The organism is Rhodococcus sp. P-2, assembly GCF_016598535.1.
Taxonomy (GTDB): Bacteria; Actinomycetota; Actinomycetes; order Mycobacteriales; family Mycobacteriaceae; genus Rhodococcus_F; species Rhodococcus_F baikonurensis.
In genome coordinates this window covers 5,921,963-5,938,227 of the sequence record NZ_CP066779.1, presented here as the reverse complement: position 1 = coordinate 5,938,227, position 16,265 = coordinate 5,921,963, and the positions used below count along the sequence as shown (strand labels likewise).

The following is a 16,265-nucleotide window of genomic DNA, read 5'->3' as shown; positions in this document are numbered from 1 at the left end:
AGTAGTTCCTCAGCGAAGGAGTCTTTACCGTGAGCCTCGAAGATCTGAACCCGCTCGAACTGATCCAGAAGTTGATCGAACTACTTTCCGGCTTCTCTTCCGACCCCGAAACCCCCGAGGTCCCGTAAAACGTCGCCAGAGGCGCCTGTTCCGAGTTTCGTCTCGGACCAGGCGCCTTTGTCGTTTCAGCACACGCCGTTGCAGCACAAGAAGTCGTTGCAGCGTGAGAACACGAGAAAGGCGCCCACTCGCGGTTGCGAGTGGACGCCCCTTCCGAGTTCCAGCGCTACAGCGCCTTGAGTTCTTCGGTAACCTCGGAGACCGACTTCTTGGCGTCACCGAAGAGCATCGAGGTGCCCTCGGCGAAGAAGAGCGGGTTCTCGATACCGGCGAAACCGGAGTTCATCGAACGCTTGAGCACGATGACGGACTTCGACTGGTCCACGTTGAGGATCGGCATTCCGTGAATCGGTGAGCTCGGATCGTTGCGCGCCGCCGGGTTGGTGACGTCGTTCGCGCCGATCACCAAGGTGACATCGGTACGAGAGAACTCGTCGTTGATGTCGTCCATTTCCTTCATCGCGTCGTACGAGACATCCGCTTCTGCGAGAAGAACGTTCATGTGACCGGGCATACGACCGGCGACCGGGTGGATGGCGTACTTGACCTCGACGCCCTTCGACTCGAGCAACTTCGCCATGTCCTTGACGGCGTGCTGAGCCTGCGCGACCGCAAGTCCGTATCCCGGTACGACGATGACCTGGTTGGCGTAGGCCATCTGGATAGCCGCGTCGGCGGCCGAGGTCGCCTTTGCCGTGCGCACGACACCGTCGGAGGATGCAGCTTCGCCGCCGCCACCACCGAAGCCACCGGCGACGATGGCCGGGATGGACCGGTTCATGGCCTTGGCCATGAGGTTGGTCAAGATGGTGCCCGAAGCACCCACGATCATGCCGGCGACGATCATCGCCTGGTTGTTGAGCGCCAAACCTGCAGCAGCAGCTGACAAACCGGTCAGAGCGTTGAGCAGCGAGATGACGACGGGCATGTCCGCGCCGCCGATGGGCAGCACGACCATCAGTCCGAGGATGCCCGAAAGCACGAGGACGCCGACGATCCACAGTGAGCTGGTCGGCCCTTCCGGCGAGATCGCCTTGATGCCGATGATCACCGAGAACGCGACTGCGGCAATGAGCAGCAGCGCATTGAGCGGCTGCTGGAGCTTACCGATTCCGATCGGACGACCAGGCAGAGTTTCCTGCAGCTTCAGGAACGCGATCACGCTGCCCCAGAAGGAAATCGATCCGATCACGGCAGCAAAGAGCGAAGCGATGACGATGTGCACCGTCGGCGACTCGCCGTGCTGGAATGCGGTGAATCCGTCCGAGTCCAGGAATTCCGCGTACGCGATCAATGCGACGGTGCCACCACCCACGCCGTTGAAGAGCGCGACCAACTGCGGCATGGCCGTCATCTTGGTGCGGAGCGCCGGCGGGACACCGAGCACGACACCGATGACCAGGCCGGCAGCGATGAGGATCCAGTTACCCATTTCCGCATCACGAATGGAGATCAGCGTTGCAACGACGGCGATGAGCATGCCGACCGCGGCGATCTGGTTGCCACGGACTGCTGTCTTCGGGCCGGTAAGACCCATGAGGCCGTAGATGAACATCGAGAACGCGACAATGTAGAGCGCATTGACCAGGTATTCCATTACTGGTCACCATCCTTCGACACAGACTTGGCGGCCGGCTTGGCCTTGAACATCGCCAACATGCGGTCCGTGACCACAAACCCACCGACAACGTTCACGGTTCCGAAGACGAGCGCGACGAACAAGATGATCTGCAACCCGATCGACGGATCGTGCACCTTGCCCAGGACGACCAACGCACCCAGGACGACGATGCCGTGGATGGCGTTCGTGCCTGACATCAACGGGGTGTGCAGGGTGTTCGGAACTTTGGAGATCACAGCGAAACCGACGAACCCGGACAACACCAGGATCGCGATGTTCGCCAGAAGTGATGTGTACATCAGGCGCCCTTCTCTTCACGGGTGACGCACGCACCGGCCAGAACCTCGTCGGAGAAATCAGGCGCCAATGCACCTTCCACCAACATCAGTTCGATCAGCGCGGAAATGTTCTTCGAGTACAACTCGGACGCATGCTCAGGCATCGACGCCGGCAAATTCAGCGGAGAGCAAATGGTCACGCCGTGCTTGACGACGGTTTGACCCGGCTCGGTCAGCTCGCAGTTACCACCGGTTTCACCCGCGAGGTCGACCACGACACTGCCCGGCTTCATGCCTTCGACCGCGGCGGCGGTGACCAGGCGCGGCGCGGGACGACCCGGAACCAGAGCCGTGGTGATCACGACGTCGAAGCCCTTGATCGCATCCTCGAGTGCCTGCTGCTGCTTCGCGCGCTCCTCGTCGGTCAGCTCGCGGGCGTATCCACCCTCGCCCGCCGCGTCGATTCCGAGGTCGAGCCACTGTGCACCCACCGAGCGCACCTGGTCTGCGACCTCAGGGCGCACGTCGTACCCGGTAGCGCGGCCACCGAGACGCTTGGCTGTCGCCAGCGCCTGCAGACCTGCAACACCCACTCCGAGCACCAGAACCGTCGCAGGCTTCACCGTGCCTGCAGCGGTGGTGAGCATCGGGAAGAACCGCGTGGACTCCGATGCCGCCAACAGAACAGCCTTGTATCCGGACACGTTCGCCTGCGAGGACAACGCGTCCATCACCTGTGCACGGGAGATACGGGGAATCGCCTCCACGGCATATCCCTCGATGCCGGCGGCCTTCAACTCTGCAATGCGATTGTCTGCGTTACGCGGGTTCAAGAAACCGATGAGCTTCGCGCCGGTGCTGATTCGGGCGATTTCCTCTGTCGACGGAGGCGCTACCTTGACCACCACGTCAGCAGTCCACGGATCGCCGATCTTCGCGCCCGCAGCGGTGTACAGCTCGTCGGGAATCAACGCCCCCAGACCGGCCCCGGACTCGACGACAACGTCGACACCCTTGCCGATCAAAGCGGACACAATTTTCGGCACCAACGCGACCCGACGCTCACCGTCACTCGATTCTCGAGGGACGCCGACCGACGGACGCACTTGTGCGCTCTTCGATGTTTCCATTTTCCATTACCTTCTGCGGTTGGTGGTTCGCCTGCTGCGACGAGCGGCAACCAGCATGTGATGAGCGGAAGATGACCCGCTTTTGGGTGAATGGTGACTGATAGTAGCCAGAGTTACCGCGGCGTAGGGAAACCGACGACGCACTTTCTCCATCTGAATCGAGTCCGAACAGTATGTTTGGACTTAGTTGGAGAAGCCTACTGTGAGGCCGATCACACTCGAATGGCGGGCTATTCCACTATTTGAAACGTCCGAAAGACGTAAAGGCATCAAAATGACGCGCCGAATCATCAGGGTCGAGCGAGTTTACGAACCTACTTCCGAATGTAACGCCGTCCGACTCCTCGTCGACCGACTCTGGCCACGCGGCGTCAAGCGCGAAAACCTGCAGGACGCATCGCACCGGCATCGGATGCTCGACCCGTTGTTCTACTGACAGCAAGCAAGGACCTGCCATACAGCCACGCGCAGGTCCTTGCCGACTATCTCGCAGAATTACTCTGATGTCCTAGCATTTCCTCTGAAGGTCAATTGCTCACATATTGAGACCGCAACTTGTGCTTCACGAGTTTTCCTGTCGCGGTCCTAGGCAATTCGTCGGCAAAGTCGATGCTTCGCGGAGCTTTGAAATGTGCAACCTGGCTGCGGACATATTCCAGCAATTCCTCGGCGACATGAGCACTCGGCTCGATCCCGTCCGCTAGTTGGACAACCGCCTTGACCTGCTCGCCCATTTCCTCGTCGGGAACACCGATGACCGCCACGTCGAACACCTTCGGATGCAAGGTAAGAATGTTCTCGGACTCCTGCGGATAGATATTGACGCCACCAGAGATAATAGTGAATGCCGCGCGGTCGGTCAGATAAAGAAAGCGCTCCGAATCGATATAGCCGATATCACCACTCGTCGTCCACGTCGGATGATCCGGATGCTGCGCGGCGGCCGTTTTCTCAGGATCGTTGTGGTAGCGGAACGGCAGAGTCTCCCGTTCCCAGAACACGGTACCGATCTCGCCGACCGGAAGATCGCGCCCGTCGTCGGCACAGATGTGCACGATCCCCATCACACCGTCACGACCGACGGAACCCGGATGAGACAAAGCCTGCTCGCTGTTGATGAAAGTGGCGCCCGAGCCCTCGGTCGAGGCGTAGTACTCGTGGATCACCGGACCCCACCAGTCGATCATCGCCGTCTTCACTTCGGGCGGGCAGGGAGCAGCCGCGTGAATGGCGACTTTGACCGTCGAGAAGTCGTAACGATCGCGGGTCTCCTTCGGCAGTTTCAACATTCGAACGAACATCGTCGGTACCCACTGACTGTGCGTCACAGCGTATTTACCGATCAACTCCAGCGCGGTCTCGGCTTCGAATGCATCCATCAAGATCACGGTTCCGCCGACCGAATTGATCACGCCGCAAAAGCGCAGGGGTGCCGCGTGATAGACCGGAGCCGGGCACAAATAGACTGTGTCGGAATCGAACCCGTACATCGGCGCGAACACCGCGGTGTACGGATCCATGGTGGTGTCCACCTCACCCTCCGGAAGATCTCCCTTGATTCCCTTGGGCCTGCCGGTGGTTCCGGACGAGTACAGCATGTCAGCCCCGCGTGGCTGCGAGTCGAGTGGATCGGCGGACTGAGTATCGACCGCATCCTCGTAGTCGTCGAAACCCTCGAGAGCGCCGCCGTACACCAGTCGATGGCGAACACGTGGAATCAGCTTCTCGTCCAACGGAACTGCTGCCGACGCCTGCCCCGACGCCACCAGAATTGTCGCCTCGCAGTCGTCGACGATGTAGGCGGCCTCCGCAGCCGTGAGGTGCCAGTTCACCGCAGTGATGTAGAGACCGGATCTCAATGCGGCCCAGTACACCTCGAACGCGCGGAGATCGTTGTTCGAGATGAGAGCGACGTGGTCTCCAGGCTTGGCACCGACACTTCGGAAGTATCGCGCCAACTGCGTCGACCGTTCGTCGAGTTCCCGATAGGTGATGGACTCACCCGTCGCGGGGCGAATGACGGCGGGCTTGTCCGGCGTGGACTGGACGAAATTTCCTGGAAACACGAAGACTCCTCTGTCGGTGACGACAACGCCGGGTGAGCCTGCTTCGGCGTCGACAATCCTGGTCTACCACAGGAACTCTGCTTCCTTCGGAGGTTTGGCGACACCGACTCGAGGCCTGGGAATGCCCGCTCACTTATCCGGCGCGACATACAGTGAGGAGAACCGAACCGTCCGAAACAGGAGATGTCCGCATGAGTGGTTGGCCCCAGGACGCAGTAGTCGACGCGTTGACGGAGGAATGGCGAGTCATCGACGCGCTGCTTGCCGAACTCGACGGTGACCAGTGGTTGGCACCGTCGAACCTTCCGGGGTGGACGGTTCACGACATCGTGTCGCATCTGATCGGTACGGAATCGCTGCTCTCCGGTATCGAACCACCGTCGATCGACCTCGACGTCCACGCATTGCCCCACGTCCGCAACGAGATTGCGGCGTTCAACGAGCGCTGGGTCGAAGGCCTGAGGCGGACACCGCACGCGGACCTGTTGGCGCACTACCGTGATATCACCGCCAGCCGAACCGAGGCACTTCGCTCGATGACGGGCGCCGACTGGGACGCCGAGACACAGACACCGGTCGGTCTTGCGCCTTATGGCCGGTTCATGCGTATTCGGACCTTCGACTGTTGGATGCACGAACTCGACATCAGAGATGCTGTCGGCATCCCGGGCGAGGAAGGCGGATTGCGCGCGGAGACTGCCTTCGGCGAAATCACCAGCGCGCTCGGTTTCGTCGTCGGAAAACGAGGAAAGGCGCCCGAGGGAGCACGGATCACTTTCGAACTCGAAGGGCCACTTGCCCGTTCACTTCACGTCTCGGTTGATGCGCGTGCAACGCTCGTCCCGGAGCTGGACGGGCCGGCGACCACGACAATCTCGATGAGCTCACCACTCTTCACCCGAATTGCCGGTGGACGCGTCCACGCGTCCGATCACCGAACCGACATCTCGCTTCGCGGTGACACCACGGTTGGCACACGCGTCGTCGACAATCTGGCGTTCACGATTTGAGGGTTGGGTGGATAGGGCACAAAGGGTTCGAAGGTCGCGAAGGTACTGAGAAGTGAAACTGTTTCTCTCGTCCTACCGATTCGGCGACCACCGCGGGGCCTTTGTCGATCTTGTAGGCCGCGGCGCTCGCATCGCAGTGATCGCTGCGGCTGCCGATTCGTGGCCGCTCAATGCCCGCAGTTCGGCAGTGACAAGCGAATTGACCCCACTACGGGCAGCGGGTTTCACGGCAGAGGAAGTGGACGTCCGCGACTTCGCGGGCGCACCGGAAGCACTCGAAGCCCGGCTTCGCGAATTCGACTGCCTGTGGGTCCGCGGCGGAAATACGTTCGTTCTGCGTGCACAGTTAGCCCGAAGCGGCGCAGATCGGGTCATCGAGATGTTGGTTCGTTCAGGCGTCGTGGCCTATGCGGGATACAGCGCGGGAGCGTGCGTGGCTACTCCGACTCTGATCGGGCTCGACGCGTCGGACGACCCCGCTGAAGTCATGCCCACCTGCGGTGTCGACCCGATCTGGTCCGGGCTCGCGCTGGTCGACTTCGCGATAGTGCCGCACGGCGGCGATTCGTTACTCGAAGATCCACAGGTGACCGCGCGGACGGTTGCGGCGCTGACCACTGCGGGCGCGCAATTCACGGTGCTTACCGATCAAGAGGCGATAGTCGTCGAACGCTGATCGTGACGCAGACTGAGCAGTCCGCTTCGGCCGGACTGGATCAGCCGTGCTCTGCCACTGCGGTTCCGGCTGCCGGCGACTGACGCTCGAGCCTCGTCCACGCAATCTCCCAGCGCTTGACCGAGACCTCGTCGGCGTCCTCGAGAAGGGCGTCGAGGAGCAGGCGTGGGTTTTCGCGCCATGCCAGCTCAGCGGCATGGACCTCCGCAGCCGAGAACAACCCGGACGCCTCGAGGTCGCGAATCCACTCGCAGATCTCGCCCCGGTGGATCCGTGCGATGGTCTCGTATCCCAGACCTTCGTCAAGGAAGTCGTACGAAAAAATTGCGGCAAAGTAACTGTTCGACTCACGCTGCCCGAAAATCATGTGCGTTCCTTCCTCGAAGTTGTCCGACGAAGACTCGAAATCGAACCGTTGCGAAGCCGCGCCAAAGTTTTTTTGGCGAAGTTGTAACGCTTCTTCTATCCCCGACGATTCAAACGCTAACCCCCCAAGCGGGTCTTTGGGATCACGTCCGAGAAACGATCTGATGACCAAGGCAATACCCCTGGGGTTTCCGGGCGCTCGCACCCTACGCCGGCACGCAATCAGCGCCCCGCTGACCTGCAATTTGCCCGTTTCAGGCCCTCCACTTAATCCATCCGAACAGATGACAAAAAACTTTGTGACGAGTCCCACATATTGGGATGTTTACGATCGCGATGCATATGTATCACCCATTGTGGGCACAAAAGTACGGGCAAATCGGCACGTACAGACCAGTTTTGTTCGTTACGCGCAGCGACGAAGGTCCCTTGAACGGTCGTCCAGTTGTAGTTGCGCTAAGTAACGGAACTCACGGCGGCAACCGATATTGCGGACGGCCTGCCAGGTAGCGTGACTCCACAGAACGCAGACGCGGCGCGCCGCAGCCGGCCGCCCTTTCGAAACGGAGCCCGAAGATGACCGAGACAGTGGCGCACAATCCCGCGGAAACGCGCTTCGAGATCCGTGTCGACGGCGAACTCGCCGGTTTTGCCGAGTACTCGGACCATTCCGGCGTCCGTGATTTCCACCACACGGTGACCTATCCGCAGTTTCGTGGGCGCGGGCTTGCAGCCATCGTGGTGCGTGAAGCGCTCGATCAGACCCGGAAAGAGGGATTGAAGATCCTTCCGACGTGCTCGTACGTCGAGAAGTTTGTTGCCGAGAACCCCGTTTACCAGGCATAACCGAACGAGGACGCTCCGCGAAAAATCACTCGCGGACCTGCAGACCCCGCTGCTAGCGTCGATGGTGCCGTCGTCGAAATCCCAGGCGGCACCGTCTCGGGGAAGGAAAGAACGTGGTCGCCTCAGCAGATCGGCGTCCACCTGCGTCCACGGACGTAGCTACCCCCAGCTATCTCCCTCTCGTCCTGGTCAATCTCGCGACGCTGTTCTCGGCGATCGGCAACGGTATCGCCATCGTCGTGCTCCCCTGGCTTGTTCTCGAACGAACCGGCAGGGCTACCGACGCGGCAATAGTTGCCGGCGCAGCAGCCGTTCCACTACTCGTGTCGAGCCTGTTCTCAGGGACCTTCGTCGACAAATTCGGACGTCGTCGAACGTCGATGATTTCCGACGCACTCTCTGCGATGTCCGTTGCAGCGATTCCGATCATCGCGGCCACCGCGGGCTTGACGATCCCGGTGATCGCGGCGTTGGCCGCACTCGGCGCCGTGTTCGACCCCGCCGGAATGGCGGCGAGGGAGTCGATGCTGCCCGCAGCAACGCGGACCGCCAAGTGGAAGCTCGATCGAACCAACAGCGTGTACGAGGCCAATTTCAACGTCGCATATCTGATCGGCCCTGGCATCGGCGGTGTCCTGATCGCAACGATCGGAGCGGTGAACACGCTCTGGGTGACTGCGGCAGGTTTTGTGTTCTCGATCGTCGTGGTCGCCTTCATCCGGCTTCCCGGCGCCGGAGTGCCCGAACACGAGCATCGGCCGAAATCGATCTGGCACGGCACACTCGACGGTCTTCGGTTCGTCTGGAACAACAAACTGCTGCGCACTCTGGCGCTGATCGACATGGCCGTCGTCGCGCTCTACATGCCGGTGGAGAGCGTCGTGTTCCCGGTGTACTTCACGGAGTTGGACCAACCGGCCCAACTCGGATCGGTATTGATGGCATTGGCGATCGGCGGCATCATCGGCTCTCTCGCCTACGCCCCGCTGGCACCGATCATGTCCCGGCGCCTGATCATGATTTTTGCTGTCGCCGTCCTCGGCATAGCGATGCTGGTCATGGCGCTTCTACCTCCGCTGTGGGTGATCCTCGTACTCGCCGGACTACAGGGTCTCGTCTACGGACCAGTCGGCCCGATCGCCAACTACGCCATGCAGACGCACAGCCCGGAGCACATGCGCGGACGCGTCGTCGGTGTCATGACGTCGACGGCCTACGCCGCCGGCCCGCTCGGCTACCTCGCGGTCGGCCCTCTGCTCGATCAACTCGGAATCGCGTCGACCTTTGTGGCCCTGTCGATTCCGATCATCCTGATCGCCGCGGTCTGTGCCTCCCTGCCGGTGCTTCGCGAACTGGATCGTCCGCGGCACTCGACCGACGTCAGTTGAACCCCATCACGTCGTTGCCCCAGGCGACGCGCAGTCCGTGATCGGGGTCGCTGACGAGGGTGTCGGCCGAGTCGATCAACAGCGTCGACCGCTTCTCCTCCTCGTACGGCGCCCAATGTTTCGAGCCGTCGAGAGCTGCCGGCACGGCATGCCTGGCGAAGGCCAGCCATCGCCGTTGGATACGGCCGGCCACCTCCATCGCAGCCTTCCGCCCACCCAGCCAGAATGTGGGGTCGACGTTCAGGGTCCCGAAATTGCCGAAGACATAAGGTAATTCCGTCGCGTGACCCGCGCCGATCCGTGCGGCTTTGAGCATCGGCGTCGCGTGATCGAAGCGGTACACCCACGTGGGGGAATGCCTGCAGTGAGCGTCGGCGATCCACAGAGTCGGCATGCGAAACGCCGCGTCCCGGGAGAGCGCCAGCGCGCCACTCGGTTTCGCGTGATCTGGGTAGGCCGACATGATCTCGGCAAGTTTGGTCGCGGAGATGTCGGGGTGATCGTCCGCCAGTAATTGGAGCATTGCCTCGACGGACTGCGCGCTCACCGGCATCAGTGGCGACTTCATGAACTTGAAGATCGACGCCTCGTCCTTGTTGGAACCGATGATCAGTGGGATTCGGTGCGCGTAACCCTTCTGGAAAGCCGCAACCGGGTAGTGCGGCACCAGATCGCGATCGACGACGGGTGCCATTGCCAAAGTTCCCGGAATCCGTGTCGGAATCTCGTTGACCAGGTCATCGCTTGCCTTCACGAGAAGTTCGAGATCCGTGGTCAGCAGATCGCCTGCGTCTTCAGGGTCGATCGAGAGCAGTTCGAGAAACCGCTCTGCCACGGTCTTGGCGCGCTCGGCCCCGTAGACGGAGGTCGCGGGAGGACTCTGGGCAATCGCACGATGGAACAGACCTTCGGCGCTCGGACAGGTCATGAGCGTCGTGATGGATCCTGCGCCGGAAGACTCACCGAACACGGTCACCGCACTCGGGTCACCACCGAAGGCGTCGATGTTGTCTCGAACCCATTCGAGCGCCGCAATCTGGTCTCGCAGACCGCAGTTCGATTCGAAAACGGTATCCCCGGTGGAAAACGCGGACAGGTCCAAGAATCCCAGTGCGCCGACGCGATAGTTGAAGGAGACGAGAACGACGTCACCGGTTTCAGCCAGATGACGGCCGTCGTAGATCGTTTGGGCGGCAGACCCGAGGCAGTAGGCGCCGCCGTGAATCCACACCATCACCGGTCGAGGCGTGCCGTCGGGTCGCGGGGCCCAGACGTTGATCGACAAGCAGTCCTCGTCGATCTTGAAAGCCCGATCGATCGGAACCGCCGGACTCTGACCTTGCGGCGCGATCGGCCCGAATTCACGACAGTCGCGCACCCCGTCCCACGGCTCTGCGGGTTGCGGCGCGCGGAACCTCCGTGCACCCACCGGCGCTGCTGCGTAGGGCATGCCCTTCCACGCGAACACACCGCCATCCGGATACCCGCGGGCTTCACCGTCTCTGGCACGGATCACCAGTGTTCCGTCCTCGCCGAGATTTGGTCGAACGTCGGTCTCCATGTCTGAATCCCCTCCCGACCCGCGCGTGTGGCAATCAAGACCAAACCTACCAATCTCGGACGGGTGTGCGCCGAGTACACAATCCCTCGGTGTTAAGGTCGCCTAGTTCTGACACGGGGTGCTCCGCATGGGCGGGGCTGAGAACACACCCGGGAACCTGATCAGGTAATGCTGACGAAGGGATGTCATGGCTACTACGCAGCCTGCATACAATTCTGCCGAAAACTCGGTGGCCACAGCGCCGTCGACGGATCGGTTCACCGATCGACTCTGGGCCGAGACGAAGGTCCTCCGCGAGTCGATCGACTCGCTCGAGTTCCTCCGCCGCCTCGGCGACGGAACGTTGCCTCTCGACGCGTTCCGCACGTACATCGAGCAGGATAAGCTCTATCTCGAGGGATATTCGAAAGCGTTGTCCCTGGTCGCGGCCCACGCCCCGGATCCGCAGGCCGCGGGCTTCTGGTCGAATTCCGCGTCCACGGCAGCGACGGTGGAATCTGCGCTTCACGACGGTTTGCTGACCGGTGGAATTCTTCCACCCGGTTCGCAGCGGCTGGAGCATTCGCAGGCCTGCCTGGGATACGTCTCGTATCTGACGGCGACTGCGGCAACGGCGCCTTACCCGGTCTCCGCAGCGGCAGTACTCCCCTGCTTCTGGATCTACGCCGAGGTCGGCCGCGATCTTGCCGCTTCAGCGCGCGAGGTACTCGACGCCGATCCGTCGCATCCGTACGCACAGTGGGTCACGACCTACGACGCACCCGAATTCCACGAATCGGTGGCGCAGGCTCGCGTACTGGTCGATGCTGCGGCTGAAGCTGCCACCGAGACAGAGCGAGAGGCGATGAGTGAAGCGTTCCGCATCGCCAGTCGCTACGAGCTGATGTTCTGGGATTCCGCACTCCACCAGCAGCCTTGGCCGGCGTCGTGATGTCGTTTGCGGCGCTACGCCGCACGCTTGCCACGTCTGCCGCGATCGCAGCCGCATTCACGGTTCTGACCGGATGCGCCTCTGACACCGGCTCTTCCGACGGGACCATTCGGTTCGCACTCGACTGGACACCGAACACGAACCACACCGGTTTGTACGTTGCACTCCAAGAGGGCTACTTCGAGGACGCCGGTCTGGACGTCTCGATCCTGCCGTACAACAACACCTCGCCCGACACCCTCGTCGACGCCGGTAACGCCGAGTTCGGCATCAGCACACAGAGTCAGGCCACGTTCGCCCGTGCGGCCGGCGCCGCCACGACGTCCGTCATCGCGCCACTTCAGCACCGCGCCACCGGCATCGGCGTGAAGGCGGATCGTGGGGACATCACGCGTCCGCGTGATCTCGACGGAAAGACGTACGCCGGGTTCGGCGATCCGGGTGAAGTCGAGACGCTGCAGCAGATCATCCGCAACGACGGCGGAACCGGGAACTTCACGACGGTCACGCTCGGAACGTCCGCGTACGAAGCCGTGTACTCGGGCCAGGCAGACTTCACCGTCTCCTACTTTGCTTGGGAAGGCCTCGAAGCGGAGCGAAACGGAACTCCGATGCGGTACTTCCAGTACACCGATTACGGCTTCCCCGATGCGTATTCGATCGTGATCAACGGCAACCAGCAGTGGTTGAAGGACCATCCCGACGAGGCACGCAAGTTCGTCAAGGCCGTTCAACGCGGTTATCAGACTGCTGCCGACAACCCGGACCAGGCCGCGCAGGACCTCATCGACTCGAATCCCGGAGCATTCACCGACGAAGACCTCGTCCGTGAGAGCCAGCGGATGCTCGCCGCCGACTACATGAAAGACGCCAACGGAGTCGTGGGCGCCCAGAATCTCGAAACCTGGTCGGGCTACTCGGGATTCCTCTTCGACAACGGGTTGCTCGCCGGACCGGACGGGAAGCCGTTGACCCAGAAGCCGGACTGGTCGGAGTACTTCACCAATGAGTATCTCGACGCGTCCTGACGTGAGCGGGCGATTGGTCTCGACCACGCGGCGGGCGCTTCCCGCGCTCGCCGTGGTGGTGCTCCTCGTGGCGGCGTGGCAGATCTACGTCGAGATCAGTGGGATTCGGCCGCAAGTACTCCCGTCTCCGGGTCGCGTTGTTTCCCAGGGTTGGGACAACCGCGAGATCATCGCCGACCACGCCTGGTCGACATTGCAGGTCACGTTGGTCGGCTTCACCGTTTCATTGGTGTTGGCCTGGATTCTTGCTGTGGTCGTGGACTTTTCGCCGTGGTTGTCACGCGCGCTGGTACCACTCTTCGTCGTCTCGCAGACGCTGCCGATCATCGCCATCGCGCCACTGATGATCATCTGGTTCGGATTCGGGTTGCTGCCGAAGGTGTTGGTGATCGCACTTGCGACGTTCTTCCCCATGACCATCGGACTCATCGAGGGATTTGCCGCAGCCGACCGGGAAGCGGGCGCTCTCCTGCGCAGTATGGGTAGCACTCGCTGGCAGGAGTTCCGCTACGTCCGCCTTCCTTCGGCGATTCCGCGATTCTTCACCGCCCTGCGCATCGGCATCACTTATGCGGTCGTGGGTGCGGTGTTCTCCGAATACGTCGGCGCTACTTCCGGTTTGGGTATCTACATGAGCACCCAGAAGAACTCCTTCCGCACCGACCTGGTGTTGGCGGCCGTACTGGTGACGGCGTTGATCAGTGTCACGCTGTACTTGCTGACGTTCGCCGTCGAGCGCATCGTTGCACCATGGGCGATGAACGAAAGGTCACGGACATGACTGACCCGATGGTCGAGGATGCAATGGTCGAAATCCAGGACCTGACCAAGAGGTTCGACACGGCCGGAGAATCACGTCTCGTACTCGATTCGGTGTCCTTCCGCGCCGACGCGGGCGAGTTCGTGTCGGTGATCGGGCCGAGCGGCTGCGGCAAGAGCACGATCTTCAACGTCCTGGCCGGGCTCGAATCCCCGACCTCGGGTTCGGTCCGTGTCGGCACGCGCGCAACGGAATCCGAAGCAGCCACCGAGGTACACACCGCGTACATGCCGCAGAAGGACCTTCTGTTTCCTTGGCGCTCGGTCTTGGACAACACGGCCCTCGGTTTGGAAGTCCAGGGAGTCGCGAAGAAGGACGCACGCGAGCGCGCTCGGGAGTTGTTCCCCGCGTTCGGCCTGACCGGATTCGAGGACGCCCGCCCGTCACAGCTGTCTGGCGGCATGCGCCAGCGAGCGGCAATGCTGCGCACCGTTGTTCAGGGCAAGCCGGTCCTGTTGCTCGACGAGCCGTTCGGCGCGCTGGACTCGTTGACCCGCACCGAGATGCAGGCTTGGCTACAAGACGTGTGGCAGCAGTACCGGTGGACCGTGCTGATGATCACCCACGATATTCGTGAAGCGATCTATCTGTCCGACCGCGTGGTCGTTCTGTCTGCGCGTCCGGCAACAGTCAGATGCGTCGTCGACGTTCCCTTGCCGAGGCCACGCGAACTGGACATGATCACCACGCCCGAGTTCGCCGAGGTCGAGCGTGAGCTGCTCGCCGTGCTCCACGACGAGACTCGCAAATCGATGCGGCCGTAACGGTTACTGATAATGCGCTGAGAACGCGCCGATTTCACCTGCCGTTCAAGAGAAAGTGCATCGCAACGGTGCAACTTCACGTAGGATGTCGCGGCACTTTCGCTCAAAACTCCTTAATATCAGCAAGATCCGAACGCTCGACACGCAGTCCGTGAACGCTGCACAATTCTCCGTACTCTTCGGTAACGTACACTCGGTCGCCTACGAGACCAACGGCCAGAAGGTAACTGGACGGTAAAGCGGGATCGTGGAGGCACAGTCATCGCAACAGATTTGGAAAGGGACAGCGTGAGCACACTGCAGTCAGGTCAGAGCCTCGGAGTCGGCCAGGAACTCAAGTCCGACAACGGCGCGTACACCCTCACCTTGCAGGACGACGGCAACCTGGTTCTGTCCGAGGGCGGACAGGCTGTTTGGGCCGCAGGCACCAACGGATCCGGCGCCAACCGCGCCGAGGTTCAGGCTGACGGAAACTTCGTCATCTACAAGGACTCCGACGCCGTGTGGGCATCGCAGACCGCAGGCAACGACGGTGCCTCCCTCTCGGTTCAGGACGATCGCAACGTCGTTCTGTCCGCCGGTGGAAATGCTCTGTGGTCTTCGGACACCGCAATCGATGCCCCGGCCGCCGAGGCTGCTCCGGAGCCCGCTCCGGCACCCGAGCCCGAGCCTGCACCCGCAGCTCCGGCAGCGCAGAGCTACACCGTCGAAAGCGGCGACACCCTGTGGGCGATCGCAGAGCGTTTCTACGGTGACGGCAACCAGTACCAGCGCATCGCGGATGCAAACGGCATCCCGAACCCGGATCTCATCAACGCCGGTCAGGTGCTGACGATCCCCGCCTGATTCACTGCTTGACCTGGCCCTGGGTGCCGACGTCCGCGTCGGCACCCAGGGCCTTTTGTGTTCTACGCCACACAGATTCGCGTCCCGCCCAGCAGGCCCTGATACTCCATTGCGGCATCTTTTCGCCTACAGTACTTCCGTACTGCTCCCGAAGGACAGGTGTGCATGAAAGACAGAACAGTCATGATCGGCGCTGTCGCAGTGGCCGCTCTCTCTCTGACATCAGGCCTCGTGTTCGGCGGAGCAGCCGGCGCATTCGGTGCCGGCGGCCCTGTGGTAACGCCTCCCGCTCTGGTCTCGTCGGTTTCCGTCGAGTCCGTCGCCGGGATCGAACCCGCCGCGTTCTACAGCTCGGTTGCAGTCCCCACGGTTGTCATTCCGCCGACGCCTACCTGGCGAGTCGCAGACGAAACGACTGCTCCTCGTAATCAGCCGCTCGTGGTAACCGCGACAAGCTCGAGTTCCGCTACCTCGACTACGACGGCAACCAGCACGACAACACCGGTCTCGTCCACGACCACCGCGTCGGCTACCGCGACGTTGTCACCGACTGCGACAGCCACGACCACCAAGACCAGCACCACCCCCGTTGTCACGACCGGGTCCACGCCCCCCGTCGTCGAGGTCTCGCCCGTTCTCGCCGGATAGTCCTCGCTCTTTCGCCTGCATACCGCCTGGCGTGACGGCGGTTACAGGCACACTTCGGTCGCCGCTCTCGAATACCCGATCTACCTGCGACAACCTGCGACAACCTTGCTCGTCTCACGGTTCGACGCCCGCTGCAATCCGGTCGACCGGAAAAGGACAGCAGCAT

At 61.8% G+C, this 16,265-nt stretch carries 17 protein-coding genes and 1 riboswitch; of the genes, 11 read left to right on the top strand and 6 right to left on the bottom strand.

Annotated features, from left to right (window positions below; genetic code table 11):
• Positions 1 to 286 precede the first annotated feature (286 nt).
• From I7X09_RS27645 to I7X09_RS27635, 3 genes are read right to left on the bottom strand one after another with little or no spacing between them, the layout of a single operon-like run.
• Entirely contained in the window at positions 287 to 1,717 is a 1,431-nt protein-coding gene (locus tag I7X09_RS27645) for an NAD(P)(+) transhydrogenase (Re/Si-specific) subunit beta (RefSeq protein WP_003941368.1), read from the bottom strand.
• Complete coding sequence (locus I7X09_RS27640; RefSeq protein WP_003941319.1) at positions 1,717 to 2,040, bottom strand: NAD(P) transhydrogenase subunit alpha; 324 nt, start codon at positions 2,038 to 2,040, stop codon at positions 1,717 to 1,719. The genes I7X09_RS27645 and I7X09_RS27640 overlap by 1 nt, the downstream gene beginning before the upstream one ends.
• Positions 2,040 to 3,149 (bottom strand): Re/Si-specific NAD(P)(+) transhydrogenase subunit alpha, encoded by a 1,110-nt coding sequence (locus I7X09_RS27635; RefSeq protein ID WP_095971538.1) that lies wholly within the window; start codon positions 3,147 to 3,149, stop codon positions 2,040 to 2,042. The genes I7X09_RS27640 and I7X09_RS27635 overlap by 1 nt, the downstream gene beginning before the upstream one ends.
• Before the next feature lie 274 nt (positions 3,150 to 3,423).
• On the opposite strand from I7X09_RS27635, the gene I7X09_RS27630 reads away from it, so the two are divergent.
• Positions 3,424 to 3,585, top strand: a complete 162-nt coding sequence (locus I7X09_RS27630; protein ID WP_234036738.1) for a DUF488 family protein, N3 subclade — start codon at positions 3,424 to 3,426, stop codon at positions 3,583 to 3,585.
• Between the two features lie 91 nt (positions 3,586 to 3,676).
• Here I7X09_RS27630 and I7X09_RS27625 read toward each other — a convergent pair whose 3' ends face one another.
• Positions 3,677 to 5,215: an AMP-binding protein gene (locus tag I7X09_RS27625; RefSeq protein WP_200314678.1), complete on the bottom strand. Its 1,539-nt coding sequence runs from the start codon at positions 5,213 to 5,215 to the stop codon at positions 3,677 to 3,679.
• A 191-nt stretch (positions 5,216 to 5,406) separates the two neighbouring features.
• Here I7X09_RS27625 and I7X09_RS27620 point away from each other — a divergent pair, with 191 nt between their 5' ends.
• Together I7X09_RS27620 and I7X09_RS27615 are read left to right on the top strand one after the other, a co-directional pair.
• Complete coding sequence (locus I7X09_RS27620; RefSeq protein WP_095971536.1) at positions 5,407 to 6,225, top strand: maleylpyruvate isomerase family mycothiol-dependent enzyme; 819 nt, start codon at positions 5,407 to 5,409, stop codon at positions 6,223 to 6,225.
• 52 nt (positions 6,226 to 6,277) lie between these two features.
• On the top strand, positions 6,278 to 6,901 hold the full coding sequence (locus tag I7X09_RS27615) for a Type 1 glutamine amidotransferase-like domain-containing protein (protein ID WP_200314676.1): 624 nt from the start codon (positions 6,278 to 6,280) through the stop codon (positions 6,899 to 6,901).
• Positions 6,902 to 6,941: 40 nt separating this feature from the next.
• On the opposite strand, the gene I7X09_RS27610 is transcribed toward I7X09_RS27615, so the two are convergent.
• Positions 6,942 to 7,268, bottom strand: a complete 327-nt coding sequence (locus I7X09_RS27610) for a hypothetical protein (RefSeq protein ID WP_003941297.1) — start codon at positions 7,266 to 7,268, stop codon at positions 6,942 to 6,944.
• A 575-nt stretch (positions 7,269 to 7,843) separates the two neighbouring features.
• Between I7X09_RS27610 and I7X09_RS27605 the strand changes: the two genes are divergently transcribed.
• A complete protein-coding gene (locus tag I7X09_RS27605) occupies positions 7,844 to 8,113 on the top strand; it encodes a GNAT family N-acetyltransferase (protein ID WP_200314674.1) in 270 nt (89 codons plus the stop codon).
• A gap of 185 nt (positions 8,114 to 8,298) precedes the next feature.
• Positions 8,299 to 9,501 (top strand): MFS transporter, encoded by a 1,203-nt coding sequence (locus tag I7X09_RS27600; RefSeq protein WP_200318111.1) that lies wholly within the window; start codon positions 8,299 to 8,301, stop codon positions 9,499 to 9,501.
• Here I7X09_RS27600 and I7X09_RS27595 read toward each other — a convergent pair.
• Entirely contained in the window at positions 9,494 to 11,062 is a 1,569-nt protein-coding gene (locus I7X09_RS27595) for a carboxylesterase/lipase family protein (protein ID WP_200314672.1), read from the bottom strand. The two genes, I7X09_RS27600 and I7X09_RS27595, sit on opposite strands and share 8 nt — an antisense overlap.
• Before the next feature lie 104 nt (positions 11,063 to 11,166).
• Positions 11,167 to 11,262: riboswitch (TPP riboswitch) on the top strand.
• Between I7X09_RS27595 and I7X09_RS27590 the strand changes: the two genes are divergently transcribed.
• The 6 genes from I7X09_RS27590 to I7X09_RS27565 all read left to right on the top strand — a co-directional run bounded on the left by I7X09_RS27590 (position 11,250) and on the right by I7X09_RS27565 (position 16,099).
• The gene (locus tag I7X09_RS27590; protein ID WP_124569509.1) at positions 11,250 to 11,993 is read left to right on the top strand and encodes a TenA family protein; all 744 of its coding nucleotides are present in this window, start codon (positions 11,250 to 11,252) and stop codon (positions 11,991 to 11,993) included. Its footprint overlaps the riboswitch before it by 13 nt.
• Positions 11,993 to 13,021 carry an ABC transporter substrate-binding protein gene (locus tag I7X09_RS27585; RefSeq protein WP_200314670.1) on the top strand — a complete coding sequence of 343 codons (1,029 nt, stop codon included), beginning with the start codon at positions 11,993 to 11,995 and terminating at the stop codon, positions 13,019 to 13,021. The genes I7X09_RS27590 and I7X09_RS27585 overlap by 1 nt, the downstream gene beginning before the upstream one ends.
• On the top strand, positions 12,999 to 13,802 hold the full coding sequence (locus I7X09_RS27580) for an ABC transporter permease (protein ID WP_200314668.1): 804 nt from the start codon (positions 12,999 to 13,001) through the stop codon (positions 13,800 to 13,802). The genes I7X09_RS27585 and I7X09_RS27580 overlap by 23 nt, the downstream gene beginning before the upstream one ends.
• A gap of 8 nt (positions 13,803 to 13,810) precedes the next feature.
• Positions 13,811 to 14,605 (top strand): ABC transporter ATP-binding protein, encoded by a 795-nt coding sequence (locus I7X09_RS27575; protein ID WP_166813712.1) that lies wholly within the window; start codon positions 13,811 to 13,813, stop codon positions 14,603 to 14,605.
• Between the two features lie 288 nt (positions 14,606 to 14,893).
• Positions 14,894 to 15,451 (top strand): LysM peptidoglycan-binding domain-containing protein, encoded by a 558-nt coding sequence (locus tag I7X09_RS27570; protein ID WP_200314666.1) that lies wholly within the window; start codon positions 14,894 to 14,896, stop codon positions 15,449 to 15,451.
• A 165-nt stretch (positions 15,452 to 15,616) separates the two neighbouring features.
• A complete protein-coding gene (locus I7X09_RS27565) occupies positions 15,617 to 16,099 on the top strand; it encodes a hypothetical protein (protein WP_200314664.1) in 483 nt (160 codons plus the stop codon).
• The last annotated feature ends 166 nt before the right edge of the window (positions 16,100 to 16,265 follow it).

Excerpts from the sequence above, each read along its gene's own strand:
- I7X09_RS27630 (WP_234036738.1), top strand. The coding sequence starts at position 3,424 with ATGACGCGCCGAATCATCAGGGTCGAGCGAGTTTACGAACCTACTTCC.
- I7X09_RS27565 (WP_200314664.1), top strand. The coding sequence starts at position 15,617 with ATGAAAGACAGAACAGTCATGATCGGCGCTGTCGCAGTGGCCGCTCTC.
- I7X09_RS27585 (WP_200314670.1), top strand. The coding sequence starts at position 11,993 with ATGTCGTTTGCGGCGCTACGCCGCACGCTTGCCACGTCTGCCGCGATC.
- I7X09_RS27645 (WP_003941368.1), bottom strand. The coding sequence starts at position 1,717 with ATGGAATACCTGGTCAATGCGCTCTACATTGTCGCGTTCTCGATGTTC.
- I7X09_RS27575 (WP_166813712.1), top strand. The coding sequence starts at position 13,811 with ATGGTCGAGGATGCAATGGTCGAAATCCAGGACCTGACCAAGAGGTTC.
- I7X09_RS27640 (WP_003941319.1), bottom strand. The coding sequence starts at position 2,040 with ATGTACACATCACTTCTGGCGAACATCGCGATCCTGGTGTTGTCCGGG.
- I7X09_RS27590 (WP_124569509.1), top strand. The coding sequence starts at position 11,250 with ATGGCTACTACGCAGCCTGCATACAATTCTGCCGAAAACTCGGTGGCC.
- I7X09_RS27595 (WP_200314672.1), bottom strand. The coding sequence starts at position 11,062 with ATGGAGACCGACGTTCGACCAAATCTCGGCGAGGACGGAACACTGGTG.
- I7X09_RS27605 (WP_200314674.1), top strand. The coding sequence starts at position 7,844 with ATGACCGAGACAGTGGCGCACAATCCCGCGGAAACGCGCTTCGAGATC.
- I7X09_RS27620 (WP_095971536.1), top strand. The coding sequence starts at position 5,407 with ATGAGTGGTTGGCCCCAGGACGCAGTAGTCGACGCGTTGACGGAGGAA.
- I7X09_RS27580 (WP_200314668.1), top strand. The coding sequence starts at position 12,999 with ATGAGTATCTCGACGCGTCCTGACGTGAGCGGGCGATTGGTCTCGACC.
- I7X09_RS27610 (WP_003941297.1), bottom strand. The coding sequence starts at position 7,268 with ATGATTTTCGGGCAGCGTGAGTCGAACAGTTACTTTGCCGCAATTTTT.
- I7X09_RS27635 (WP_095971538.1), bottom strand. The coding sequence starts at position 3,149 with ATGGAAACATCGAAGAGCGCACAAGTGCGTCCGTCGGTCGGCGTCCCT.